This is a genomic window from Glutamicibacter sp. AOP12-B1-11, assembly GCF_052379245.1.
Taxonomy (GTDB): domain Bacteria; phylum Actinomycetota; class Actinomycetes; order Actinomycetales; family Micrococcaceae; genus Glutamicibacter.
This window is the reverse complement of the sequence record NZ_JBQSYL010000006.1, coordinates 132,047-143,247: the sequence shown is the minus strand read 5'-3', so window position 1 is coordinate 143,247 and position 11,201 is coordinate 132,047. Positions and strand designations below refer to the sequence as shown.

General features: G+C 63.5%; 13 protein-coding genes. 5 read left to right on the top strand and 8 right to left on the bottom strand.

The features are described from left to right. Positions 1-35 precede the first annotated feature (35 nt). Positions 36-710 carry a TetR/AcrR family transcriptional regulator gene (locus ACT3UQ_RS05290; protein ID WP_181148256.1) on the bottom strand — a complete coding sequence of 225 codons (675 nt, stop codon included), beginning with the start codon at positions 708-710 and terminating at the stop codon, positions 36-38. 106 nt (positions 711-816) lie between these two features. Here ACT3UQ_RS05290 and ACT3UQ_RS05285 point away from each other — a divergent pair, with 106 nt between their 5' ends. Continuing rightward, positions 817-2,040 carry a glycosyltransferase gene (locus ACT3UQ_RS05285; RefSeq protein WP_444636616.1) on the top strand — a complete coding sequence of 408 codons (1,224 nt, stop codon included), beginning with the start codon at positions 817-819 and terminating at the stop codon, positions 2,038-2,040. 84 nt (positions 2,041-2,124) lie between these two features. Here the strand turns inward: ACT3UQ_RS05285 and ACT3UQ_RS05280 are convergent, their stop codons facing one another. From ACT3UQ_RS05280 to ACT3UQ_RS05270, 3 genes are all read right to left on the bottom strand, one after another. Continuing rightward, positions 2,125-2,319, bottom strand: a complete 195-nt coding sequence (locus ACT3UQ_RS05280) for a CsbD family protein (RefSeq protein ID WP_444636615.1) — start codon at positions 2,317-2,319, stop codon at positions 2,125-2,127. Between the two features lie 103 nt (positions 2,320-2,422). Continuing rightward, the gene (locus ACT3UQ_RS05275) at positions 2,423-2,719 is read right to left on the bottom strand and encodes a transcriptional regulator (RefSeq protein WP_096287053.1); all 297 of its coding nucleotides are present in this window, start codon (positions 2,717-2,719) and stop codon (positions 2,423-2,425) included. Next, positions 2,706-3,368, bottom strand: coding sequence for a hypothetical protein (locus tag ACT3UQ_RS05270; protein WP_444636614.1), 663 nt, complete (start codon positions 3,366-3,368; stop codon positions 2,706-2,708). Before ACT3UQ_RS05270 ends, ACT3UQ_RS05275 begins: the two co-directional genes overlap by 14 nt. A 472-nt stretch (positions 3,369-3,840) precedes the next feature. On the opposite strand from ACT3UQ_RS05270, the gene ACT3UQ_RS05265 reads away from it, so the two are divergent. Beyond that, on the top strand, positions 3,841-4,965 hold the full coding sequence (locus tag ACT3UQ_RS05265) for a methyltransferase (RefSeq protein WP_444636613.1): 1,125 nt from the start codon (positions 3,841-3,843) through the stop codon (positions 4,963-4,965). A 7-nt stretch (positions 4,966-4,972) separates the two neighbouring features. On the opposite strand, the gene ACT3UQ_RS05260 is transcribed toward ACT3UQ_RS05265, so the two are convergent. Then, positions 4,973-5,584: a class I SAM-dependent methyltransferase gene (locus ACT3UQ_RS05260; protein WP_444636612.1), complete on the bottom strand. Its 612-nt coding sequence runs from the start codon at positions 5,582-5,584 to the stop codon at positions 4,973-4,975. Between the two features lie 141 nt (positions 5,585-5,725). Between ACT3UQ_RS05260 and ACT3UQ_RS05255 the strand changes: the two genes are divergently transcribed. Both ACT3UQ_RS05255 and ACT3UQ_RS05250 read left to right on the top strand, forming a co-directional pair. Then, positions 5,726-6,955 (top strand): NAD(P)-binding domain-containing protein, encoded by a 1,230-nt coding sequence (locus tag ACT3UQ_RS05255; RefSeq protein WP_444636611.1) that lies wholly within the window; start codon positions 5,726-5,728, stop codon positions 6,953-6,955. 40 nt (positions 6,956-6,995) lie between these two features. After that, entirely contained in the window at positions 6,996-8,609 is a 1,614-nt protein-coding gene (locus ACT3UQ_RS05250) for a LuxR C-terminal-related transcriptional regulator (RefSeq protein WP_444636610.1), read from the top strand. Between the two features lie 77 nt (positions 8,610-8,686). Here ACT3UQ_RS05250 and ACT3UQ_RS05245 read toward each other — a convergent pair whose 3' ends face one another. The 3 genes from ACT3UQ_RS05245 to ACT3UQ_RS05235 all read right to left on the bottom strand — a co-directional run bounded on the left by ACT3UQ_RS05245 (position 8,687) and on the right by ACT3UQ_RS05235 (position 9,869). Continuing rightward, the gene (locus ACT3UQ_RS05245; protein WP_444636609.1) at positions 8,687-9,007 is read right to left on the bottom strand and encodes a phage terminase large subunit family protein; all 321 of its coding nucleotides are present in this window, start codon (positions 9,005-9,007) and stop codon (positions 8,687-8,689) included. Between the two features lie 108 nt (positions 9,008-9,115). Continuing rightward, a complete protein-coding gene (locus ACT3UQ_RS05240; protein ID WP_444636608.1) occupies positions 9,116-9,250 on the bottom strand; it encodes a hypothetical protein in 135 nt (44 codons plus the stop codon). Between the two features lie 19 nt (positions 9,251-9,269). Then, on the bottom strand, positions 9,270-9,869 hold the full coding sequence (locus ACT3UQ_RS05235) for a hypothetical protein (protein ID WP_444636607.1): 600 nt from the start codon (positions 9,867-9,869) through the stop codon (positions 9,270-9,272). 733 nt (positions 9,870-10,602) lie between these two features. On the opposite strand from ACT3UQ_RS05235, the gene ACT3UQ_RS05230 reads away from it, so the two are divergent. Beyond that, on the top strand, positions 10,603-10,836 hold the full coding sequence (locus ACT3UQ_RS05230; protein WP_444636606.1) for a DUF2188 domain-containing protein: 234 nt from the start codon (positions 10,603-10,605) through the stop codon (positions 10,834-10,836). Positions 10,837-11,201 lie beyond the last annotated feature (365 nt).

Below are 11,201 nucleotides of genomic sequence, written 5' to 3'. Positions count from 1 at the left end.
CAACACCTAGCGGGCCGATGCCCCGCCAGGTGGCCTCAGTCCAGCCCTGCGCCGCGCAGGTAAGTGGTGACGAGTGTGGCGAAGACTTGGTCCTGATCCACGCTCGCCGGACCTTGGGCGAGCGACTCGGCCAGCAGCGGGTACTTGCCCGTCCCCAGGGCCCAGATCAGTGCTGCTGCGCCCTTCCCGTCGCCGTCGCCCGCCGGTTCGCCTTGTTCGTTCTGCACGAAGGCCGAGGTGATGGCGGTCAGCATGGCGATGGTTTGAAGTTTTGCGGCCCCGGTGAGCGCGGTGAATTGCAGCGCCGCCAATCCGCGCTCCAGATACGCCAGCGTGTGCGGCCCCAGCGCGCGCTTGGCCAGCAGCAGCGGCGCCACCCACGGATGCCGGTGCATGATGTTCCGCCCCTGCCTGGCCAGGGCGAGCAGCTGCTCGCTGGCGCTACCGTCCAGGCCATTGAGCTCATAGCCGGAACTCACCTGGTCGATCATGAGATCCACCAATTCCTCAACGGAGTCCACATAGCGATAGAGCGAGGCCGCGCCCGAACCTATTTCAGCGGCTACCCCGCGGATGGAGACCGCGCCGATCCCCTCCCGGTCTGCCAGCTCCACGGCCGCCTGGGCAATCTTTTCGCGCGAGTGCTGGGGCTTCGGGCCGGTGCTGCGCCGGGCGCAGGCCCCAACGGTGGCCGGTTGCTTTTGCTTCACTACGGTGTTCCTCCCAATTGCGCCTTGGCTGGTGTAATCCCTTGCTTCCATTTGACTATATACTTAATTGCGAACGTTGATCGCAATTAAGTATCGAGGGAGAAAAATGCGTGTACTCATGGTGACCCCAGGCACTCGGGGCGACGTGGCTCCGATGGCCGGGCTGGGCAAAAAACTGCAGGAGCACGGCTTTGCGGTGTCCATTGCCGCCAACGCCGCGCATGCGCCGCTGATCACCGCGGCCGGATGCAGCTATCACGAGCTGCCCGGCGACATGAGTGCGCTAGTCAGCCCCGCCGCCCCGGGGGCCAAACCGAGCGCCAGCCAATTGTCCTGGTACATGCGCGAGCTCGGGGCCTATTTCGACTCGGCGGCCACCGGCACGCTCGAAGCGGCCGAACAGGGCGCGGATGTGATCATCGCAAATTCGGTCGCCCCCTACGCCTATGATGTCGCCGAAGCCTTCGGCATCCCGGTGATCGGCGCTCATCTACAGCCCAACGAGCCCAGTACGGCCTATGCGCCGATGGTCCTAGGCACCGCACGCAGCTTCGGCGCCCTGGGAAACAAGGCCTTGGGTTCCCTCATCGGCTCCGGCAAAGCACCGTACGACGCCCCGGTGGCACGGATCCGCGCCGCCCTCGGACTGCCCAAACGCACCCGGGCCTCCGGCGAACGCCAACGCAGGCGTGCCAACGCCCCGGTATTGCATGGCTTCAGCTCATCGATCGTCCCGCGCCCCGCGGACTGGCGCTCGGGCTTGAGCAACTGCGGGTATTGGTGGCCGGCAAGCGATGAAGCTTGGACGCCACCTTCCGCGCTGGCCGACTTCCTCGCCGAGGGCCCGGCTCCGATCTTCATCGGCTTCGGCAGTACCGAGGCGCTGGATCCGGAGTTCATGCTCGACGTGGCGCGTCGCAGCGGCCGGCGGGCGATCTTGCAGGGTGCCCCAGAAATCAGCGAGCCGGGCATTCTCGGGATCGGAGCTGCCCCGCACCAGTGGCTGTTCCCGCAGATGGCCGCGGTGATCCACCATGCCGGGGCAGGCACGACGGCCGCAGGCTTGCGCGCCGGAGTCCCCACGATCGCGGTGCCAATTTTCACCGACCAGCCCTTCTGGGCCGCCCGGGTACACGCGCTAGGCGCGGGCGTGGAGCCGGTGAAGTACAAGGATCTGAGCGTCGACCGGCTGGCTTCCGCCATAGATCAGACGCTGTCCACGGACCACTACGCCACCAACGCCTCGCGCATCGCTCGGCTGCTGGCCGAGGAAGAAGACAGCTCGCTGCCGGTGGCCAGGGCCCTTCGCGAGGCCGCAGCGGCTCGCTAGGAACGCCGCCGCAATCGCATTGGACCCCGGACGCGCCAACGGCACCCATCGAATAATCGATGAGTGCCGTTGGCCAAAAATCGTTTACTTGTTCAGATCGTCGCGGACATCCTTGGCGGCGTCCTTCAAGGCTTCGCCAGCCTGCTTGGCCTTGGCAGCTGCCTGGTCTTTGACACCTTCAGCTTGCAGGTTCTCATTGTTGGTTGCGTCGCCTACGGACTCTTTGACCTTGCCGGAGGCTTCCTGCGCCTTGTTTTTGAACTTATCGCCCAAACCCATTGGATGTTCTCCTATCAATTGATCGAACAACTTACTTTTCCGACGCTACCTGCCAAGGCCTAGTGCGAACTGTCCGGAACCTTGGCGTTGGCTGACAGTTCCGCTAAGGCGTTGTTGCCAGCAGTGCACGAAGCTGCTGCTTGTAGTTTTCGAAGGCCGCGCGGCCCTTGCTCGTGAGCGCAATGTAGGTGACCGGCGATCGCCCCTCGAGGATCTTCTCCACGCTCACGTATTGACTGTCCTCCAGCTTGCGCAGGTGCGTCGCCAAGTTCCCCGAGGTCATTCCCAGCAGCCCCTGGAGTTTGGGAAAGGACATGCTGTCGCCTGCGCGCAGGGCATCGAGCACGGTGATGGTGCGCAGTCTTGCCTGCGCATGGATCACCGGGTCAAGCTCTTGCATGCCCACCGCGAACCACCTCGCCCGAAACCAATGCGGGCCGAGCGCCATGCAGCAGCCCCAGGGCGATCAGCCCAAGTCCGCCGAGCACACCGGCCAAGAGGTTATAGGGGGCCGGCACCGCCAGCGAGATGAGCCCGACGAGAAGAATCCACGCGCCGAAGATCAATTGGGTCCGATCATTCCAGATCAGCGATCCGGCGACCACCAGCACACCGACCACCAGGCACAGGGCCGCCAGCGAGAAGGCCAGCAAGCCCATGGCGTCGAGCCCCGAGGCATGCAGGCGCCACCCGAGCAGTCCGGCGAAGATCATGCCCAGGGTGAAGGTATTTCCGTAGATCGCGCCTTCGACCATCGAAGGACCCTTGGTGCCCGCCGCGCGCTTGGCCGAGTGAACGGCCGAGAATACGATGGCAAGCACGAAGGCGATCACCGCGATACCGACCCCGAGCAACCTGGGCAGCAACGGTGCGCCGAGCGGTGCGAACGTGAAGAAGATCGCCAGGAAGGCGATAACCCACCCGGTCCCCCAGAGCGAAAAGAGCAAGCGCTGATCCGGGCTCAGGGCCTCGCGTGTTTGCCGCGCGTCGACCTCGATGCCCTGCAGGATCCGGGCCGGATCCACCTCATGCCCATTCTTGTTGTCCATGGCGTTACCTCTCCCTCGCCGAGCCGTTCGCGCAATCCACAAAGTAGTTCGCGGTGGAAAGCACTTTGCATTACAAAGTTAAAGATAGCACTCGCCCACCCGATAGTGAAGAGACTATTTCCGCAAAGCCCGGCGCCGGCCGACCAGGTTTTCCCGAACCCCCTGGAACACACAGGTCACAGGCCCTCAGAGGCGGTTTTGACCTAGTGAAAATGCAGCGGAACGTATGCACAGCCAGCGCGTTCTGGGCGCAGGTCCGCTTCGCGCACGGTGATCTTCGTCAACGGCGGCAAGCCGGCGATCGGAGCACGCCGGCCCGGATTCCTCGGTATCATTGGAACTATCGAACTTCGCAGCAGTTCTGCTCGTGCGCGGTTGCCAATCGGGTGAGCACCACGAATCGACGAGGTGGATTCTTATCTCTCACGCACCCATTGCCGCCGATCAATTGATCTGCTGGGAACACGAGGGCGTGCGCACCTCGGCCAGCTGGTGGTCGGCTAATGCGCGCTCGGCGCCCAAAGACCTTGTTGTCGTCGACGATCGCCTCACCGCGGATGCGGCCATGCGATATGCCGCCCGGGGCACCGCAATGCTGTGGCTCGGCGACTTCCACAATGCCAAGCAGCTGCTGGCGGCCATCGACCGCCGCCTGGCCAAGGCCGGCACCGGCAAGGCCTCCCGCAAGCCGCTGACCGACGCCGAGAAGTTCTATGCCATCCGGCAATCCCGCGCCCAGCGCTCACGGATGATGTCCCTGCTCCTGGTCCCGCTGAACTTCGACAGCCCCGGCGGCACCGCGACGCTGCCGCTGTCCCGGGCCCCGCTAGTCGGTTCCGCGGTGGCATTCGGCTACGCGCAACAGGCGCAGCCTGCAACGGGCCACGCGGTAGTCAGCCTGCAGGAACTGACCGGCATGCTCGGCGCCTACCAGTGGTTCCTCAACGGCGTTGACGTTCCCGCACTGGGAGCGAAGATCCACCCCCACTACGGCACCTTCCTGCCCACCCGCCACGAGTACGTTGACCTGGTGGCCAAGGCACCGCTCAATACCCACCAGCTGGCCTTCGACATCGGCACCGGCACCGGGGTGCTGGCCGCCGTGCTGGTGGCCCGTGGGATGAAAAACGTGCTCGGCACCGACATCCATCAGCGCGCGGTTGATTGCGCGAACGATAATTTTGCGCGCTTGGGCCTCCAAGACGCTGCGCGAGCCGAGCTGACCAGCATGTTCCCCGCGGGCAAGGCCCCCTTGGTGATCTGCAATCCGCCGTGGCTGCCCGGGAGCGCGCCAAGCTCGCTGGACGCGGCGGTCTACGATCCGGGAAGCAAAATGCTGCTGCAGTTCCTGCGCGGACTGCCCGAACACCTGACCGAAGATGGCGAGGGCTGGTTGATCATCTCGGACCTCGCCGAGCTGCTCGGCCTGCGCACCCGTGAGCTGTTGCTGGAAGCCATCGATCATGCGGGACTGGAGATCATCGACCGGCTCGACACCTCCCCTACCCATGCCCGGGCCAAGGACCACTCGGACGTTCTGCACGCGGCACGCTCGCGGGAAGTCACCTCGTTGTGGCGGCTGCAAGCCAAACGCTAAGACACAACTAGTCCTTGCGTCCAAGCACGGCGACCAGGAAGTCGTCGGCCGCCCGATGCATATTCCAGCTGGAGTAGCGCTGCTGCAGTTCCAGTCCGGCCTGCGCTGCATCCGCTACGAACTCGGCGAAATCGTAGCCCCGCCCGGAACCGAAGCCGACGACGAGGCGGCCGGCCGGCGCCAAATGCCCGCGCAGCCGTTGCAACGCAGGCAGCCGTTCACCCTGGGCCAGGAAGGTCAGGACATTTCCGGCACAGACGATGAGGTCGAATTCTTGGGCCGCCCCGGACTCGTCGTCCAACGTGAACGTGGCAAGGTTTCCGGCGTGCCACTGCGCTGCCGGGTAGTCCTCGCGGGCCACCGAGATGAGGTGCTCATCCAGATCGACGCCGACTACTTGGTGTCCGCGCTCGGCAAGCCAGCCGCCGATGCGACCGGTACCGCAGCCGGCATCGAGTATCCGGCTCCCCCGCTCGGCCATGGCATCAATCGTTCGGGCTTCACCGAAGATATCGTTGCCCTCGGCGACAATTTTCCGCCACCGCTGAGCATAGTTCTGGGCATGGTCGGGATTGGCGCGCACCGCGGCGAGCCATACGTTTTCTTCGGGAGCACTCATGCCTCCAGTTTCCCACGCCGGCGTGCACAAGCACCATTCACGATGCCGCGGCCATGGGTATTTTTACCCATGAGCCCGCGTCGCGAAGTTGCGTGAATCGCCCGACGCGGACCTGGCCGCTGGCTGCGTAAGGTGAAATCCATGATCGGTTCGGGGGCTTCCCGGCACCGTAAACCAGCGAGGTCTTCGCTGATTTCCACGGCTCGCATGGAGGATGTCATGTCCACCCACAAGCAGGAAAAATCAACACCCACCCAGCCGGTGCGCAACGTCGACACACTGGTCATCGGCGCCGGCCAGGCCGGGCTCTCCGCGGCCCAGCAGCTCAAGGAACGCGGCGGAGACTGCCTCGTGCTGGAAGCCGGGGAACGGATCGGCGACCAGTGGCGCCACCAGTACGATACGCTGCGCTTGTATACCACCAATCGGGTCAACCATCTGCCCGGGATGAAGTTCCCCGGCGAACCCCGCGGCTTTGCCAGCAAGGACGAACTGGCCGACTTCCTGGAGCACTATGCGGCCAGCTTCGAGCTGCCGGTGCTCTGCCGGGCGCGGGTCAGCTCGCTCACCGGGCACGGGCAGCGGTTCGTGGCACAAACCGCTGCGGGAGAAATCCACGCCCAGCAGGTAGTGATCGCCACCAGCCCCTTCGGCCAGCTGCCGGCCATCCCGCAGCTGGCCGATGAGCTCGACGAACAGATCCTGCAATTGCACTCCAGCGAATACCGCCGCCCGGGACAGCTCAAGCCCGGCCCGGTGCTGGTGGTCGGCGCCTCGCACTCGGGCTGCGATATCGCTTGGGAAGTTGCCCAGCGGCACCCGACGATGTTGAGCGGGCGCGACACCGGTGAGGTCCCGGTGCCCTGGGGCAGCCCGCTGATCCACCTGGTCGTTCCGCTGGTGATGTTCGCCCACACCTATCTGGAAACGCGCAGCACCCCCTTCGGCCGGCGCAAGCGCCTCGAGGTTCTGGAGCACGGGGCGCCGCGGCTCCGGGTGAAGCGCGCGGATCTGGCCGCCAAGGGCGTGAAATGGCACGAGCAGCGAGTCACCGGGGTTCGCAACGGCCAGCCGGTGCTTGCCGACGGCACCGTGCTGGAGGTGGACAACGTCATTTGGGCCACCGGCTTCCGCCACGACTACTCCTGGCTGAAATTGCCGGTGCTCGATGAATCCGGCTGGCCGCGCGAATACCGCGGCGTCGCCCAGGATGTGCCGGGGCTGTACTTCTGCGGACTGGCCTTCCAGCACTCGGAGGCTTCGATGAACCTCTTCGGGGTGGGGCGCGATGCCGCCTACGTCGCACGGCAGATCATCCCCCGCGCATCGAGCCCGCGCAAGGCCGCGGACACCGAGCGAATGATTGCATAGCAAATTCCATGGGCGTAACCTCGCAAGTGAGGCTACGCCCATGGATAATCCCGAATCTGACCCAGCGCACCAACCGGAGCATCAGGATCTGCAGCCCGAGCAGCTGATGGCCCGAGGCACGCACGCCCATTTGACCGGCGAATCCGCCCGCGGTCTTGACCTGCTGCACCAGGCATTCGTGAAGTTCGGCGAGCAGCATCAACCCGCGCAGGCAATGCAGGCGGCCTTCAGGATCACCATGATCTATGGCACCAGCGGACAGCCCGCGCTGTTTAATGGCTGGTTGGCTCGCTCGCGCTCCCTGCTGGCCGAGCATGGATCCGCCGCCGACGGCTTGCCGCCAACGCTTGAGGTGGCCGCCGGGTACCACGGGGTGCTGCAGCTGCATCAAGCGCTGCTGAGCGGCGGATTTGCCGTCGTGACGCAACAAGCCGCCGAAATCCTGCGGCTCGGACGCATTCACCACAACGCGGACCTGCAGGCGCTGGCCCTGGTTGCCAGCGGCCGCTCAAGCATCTACGCCGGGCGGGTGCCGGCCGGCCTCGACATGCTCGACGAGGCCATGGCCCTGGTCCTGGCCGGGGAATGCGAGGCCATACCCACCGGGCTTGTCTGGTGCGCCGCCATCGAAGCCTGCCAGGAAATCGGCGCCATCGACCGGGTATCCCAATGGACCGAGGCACTGGCCAGCTGGCGGGCGGAGCGCCCGCAGATTACCGCTTTCGGCGGGGAATGCTCGCTGCACACCGGGCAGATCCTGGCCCTGCGCGGTTCCTGGGGTGCGGCCATCGACGAGTTCACCACCTCTTGCCACCGTTTCGAGCTCCGCTCCCAGCCCTATTCCGCAGGGGTCGCGCAGCGCGAACGCGGGGATCTGCTGCGCATCCAAGGTGATTTCAGCGCCTCCGATGAGGCCTACCAGGCTGCGGCGGAGTATGGCTGCGACCCGCAGCCGGGACTAGCACTGCTGTGGTTGGCCAATGGCTCAACCGAAGCTGCTCTGGCCGCCATGCGACGTTGCCTGGATGAGCGCCAATTGCCCGCCCAACGCCTTGCGCTCCTGCCGGCCGGCATCGAGATCGAGCTGCGGCTGGGCACCCGGGACGCGGCGGAGCGGTTGCTGAGCGAGCTGGACGGACAGGCCGATGCCACCGGTTGCCTGATCACCCTGGCCGCGGCCGCCTATGCCCACGCCGATCTGGAGCTCTCCAAAGACGATGCCCACGGAGCACTGCCCTATGCCCGCAAGGCGGTGCAGGACTTCGGGCAGATCCGCGCACCCTATCTCTGCGCTCGCTCCCGGGTCCTGTTGGCCCGCTCCCTGCTGGCGGTCGGCGACACCCGGAGCTTTCATGCGGAAATGCAGGCTGCCACGGCCACCTTCGAGCAGCTGGGCGCCACTCCGCAAGGCGCCGCGGCCCAGTCGCTGCTGCAGGCGGTCGGCCACGCCGAACCCGCTCCGGGCGGGCTGACCGCTCGCGAGGTCCAGGTGCTGCAGTTGGTGTCCGCCGGGCACAGCAACCGGCAGATTGCCCAGGAACTCTATCTGAGCGAAAAGACAGTTGCGCGGCACCTGAGCAATATCTTCACCAAGATCCAGGTGCCATCGCGCACCGCGGCCGCGGCCTGGGCCTACGAACACGCTCTGGCTTGACATCGTTCAGGTACGCCTCCGGGCCGAGGCCTCGCGTGGGCCCTGGCACGTACTTCGGTTGGCCTGGCTCGTCCAAGTCACAACCGGCCGACCACAGTTGCCTTATGAGTGCTCATGACCGTGGGGCCGTTGACTCTGTCTTCGACGAGTTTTGCTTTGGTTTCCGGCCACTTCGCGGTCATTGCTTTGATCTCTTTCCAGAACTTGTTGAATTTCATCCGCCAGCGAACCTGGTCGAGCAAGTACGCGGAGTTGCCTACTCGTAACCAGGCTTGGCCGACAAAGTAGTCTGAGGTGTTTTCGCCCTTGAAGGCGAGGTCCCAGGATTGGATGAGCTCGTGGTCGGCGAGTTCGATGCCTAGTACGTGGCAGGATCCGTCGGCTTGTTCGATCCACATTGGTTGTTCGTAGCGTGCCCACTCGGTGGGCAGTACGCCGCCGTCGTCAAGTGTGGGGTTGCCTTGGTATAAGGAGCGCCAAACTTTAGGGCCGACTGCTACACGGATCTATTCCCACTGTTTTGGTGTGCGTTGGCGGGCGGAGTCGTGGGACTCCCCCGGTTTGCGGCCGAGCGGGTCGTTCTCCATCGCTTCGGCAGGAATGTTGAGGACGGTCCAACGATTAGCGTCTTCACCGGCCATGAGGCGGCCTGCGAGGTCGTCAGCGTGCCGGCGGGTGAGGACTAGGACGACTGGGTGCGCCGGGTAAGAGACGGGTCATGCCGACTGACTGCCAGAACCCCCATGCTTGCTCTCGATACGTTTTCGAGTGAGCCTGTTCGAGGTTCGATATGGGGTCGTCAATGAACAGCGCGTCGACGGGGCGACCGGTCAGACCACCGCGGATACCGACAGCACGGACGCCGCCCTTGGCTGCGTCGAGTTTCCAACGCCGTGCGGCCCCGTTGTCCCTTGCGACTCGTAAGCCGAGGTCGAGAGTTTCATCTTCGCCGTTGTTCGACGAAATAGGGTTTCGGATGTTCCTACCGAACTCGTCAGCCAAATCTTGGGCGTAGGACACGATAGCGATACGCCGGTCACGGTTACGGGTGAGGAACCACAGCGGACCAATCGTAGTGACTCGGGTGGACTTCCCTTCCTGCGGCGGAAGGTTGATGATCAGCCGGTCAATCTCCCCAGCCTCAACCTTCACCAGGTACTCGTCAATGAGATCCAACGCCGGCGTCTGAATAGTCGTCGGCTCGATAGCCTTCGCAAGCTGGCCGGGAGTCTCCCAAGCATGCTCAGGCGCTTCAAACATGCGCGCAGCGTACTCCGCCCAATCAATTGCGGCGGACACGATGCACCCCCAAAAATCTGTTCGGCGATGAACACTAGAACTAGGGAACATCTAGTGTCAGGACGTCGGGCAAGACGACATGGAACACGCCGAGGAACATCTCACATGAAGAATTTTTAAACCACATCGAACATTACCCACCCTGTGGATAACTTTTCCTACCCGCAAGAAATCGGGGTTTAAGTGACAGGCTGTATCCACAGCGGCTGTGGATGGCCCTGTGGGTGAATGACATACTTGTAATACATCATCTTGTGGCCACTTGACCAGTCAGGCACCAGATGTAGTATTGACAATGTGATCGAAAGAACTTTCTATTGAAGACTTTCGAACATAAAAGTAAGGCCGAGAAGGCGGCAACCTTCTCGACCTTGGAAACCAAAACTACGAACAGATACGCACGAGGGTCTTGGGTTACTTCATAGGAACGAAGTTTCTCCAGCTTAGGAGCGGAAGCTCGCCAAAGTCAATTGCTTGACGGCGGAAGATTCTCGCGGCGCCCTGTTCAGGACTAAGTCCAGAGAGGTCGGTGCTTTATGGCTACCAGCCGTGTACGCATCCGGATCCGTCGCACGATCCGCATCCAGCCAGTCCGCCGCTAACCGGTAGACGCGCTAGGCGGGCGAACGTAGATCGCTCACTACTTTCGCCCGCCATTCAAACATCACCTAAGCATAGAAATGGGGACGGCCTTTTGGCTTCCAACGATTGCAACGTTTTCAAGACCGACAATGGCTGGGCAATCAAGGGCCAGGATAACTCCCGCGTTTCGGAGTACTCGAACACGCAGGCACAGGCATATGAGCGTGCCCGTGAAATCGTCGACAACCGTGGTGGTGGCGACATTAGCATTCATGGCCTGAATGATCAGATTCGCGAAAAGAACACTACCCCCAAAGGGAATGATCCTCGGAGCACTAAGGGTTAGTCGGTAGTTTCAATGGCCACTGGGCGCAACGCCTGGTGGCCATTGTCATATTTATTGACGGCGGTTTTTTGTCCGCGTTGTGCGCCTCGCGTAGCGGGTCACTTGTGTGTTGTGTCGGCTCTTGGCCGCCGTCAGGCTTGTGGGGCCAGTTTCAGTTAGGCACTGGCCGAGCCTTGTCACCATCATTCGCCCCGGAGGACTTGGGTGGTGACTACCCCACGCTCCTACGGGAGACCCAGGGCTTCGTGCGCATGCTCAGTCGTGAGCAGGTGGGGACAATACCCTGCATGCGCTCCCCGCCGCGTGTACGGGGCTATTCGGTTGTGCGTGCAATCTGGTGCCGGTCCTGGTAGTTAGCTTCACGC

Excerpts from the sequence above, each read along its gene's own strand:
- ACT3UQ_RS05285 (WP_444636616.1), top strand. The coding sequence starts at position 817 with ATGCGTGTACTCATGGTGACCCCAGGCACTCGGGGCGACGTGGCTCCG.
- ACT3UQ_RS05280 (WP_444636615.1), bottom strand. The coding sequence starts at position 2,319 with ATGGGTTTGGGCGATAAGTTCAAAAACAAGGCGCAGGAAGCCTCCGGC.
- ACT3UQ_RS05275 (WP_096287053.1), bottom strand. The coding sequence starts at position 2,719 with ATGCAAGAGCTTGACCCGGTGATCCATGCGCAGGCAAGACTGCGCACC.
- ACT3UQ_RS05270 (WP_444636614.1), bottom strand. The coding sequence starts at position 3,368 with ATGGACAACAAGAATGGGCATGAGGTGGATCCGGCCCGGATCCTGCAG.
- ACT3UQ_RS05260 (WP_444636612.1), bottom strand. The coding sequence starts at position 5,584 with ATGAGTGCTCCCGAAGAAAACGTATGGCTCGCCGCGGTGCGCGCCAAT.
- ACT3UQ_RS05255 (WP_444636611.1), top strand. The coding sequence starts at position 5,726 with ATGATCGGTTCGGGGGCTTCCCGGCACCGTAAACCAGCGAGGTCTTCG.
- ACT3UQ_RS05250 (WP_444636610.1), top strand. The coding sequence starts at position 6,996 with ATGGATAATCCCGAATCTGACCCAGCGCACCAACCGGAGCATCAGGAT.
- ACT3UQ_RS05245 (WP_444636609.1), bottom strand. The coding sequence starts at position 9,007 with ATGTGGATCGAACAAGCCGACGGATCCTGCCACGTACTAGGCATCGAA.
- ACT3UQ_RS05240 (WP_444636608.1), bottom strand. The coding sequence starts at position 9,250 with ATGGCCGGTGAAGACGCTAATCGTTGGACCGTCCTCAACATTCCTGCC.
- ACT3UQ_RS05235 (WP_444636607.1), bottom strand. The coding sequence starts at position 9,869 with ATGTTTGAAGCGCCTGAGCATGCTTGGGAGACTCCCGGCCAGCTTGCG.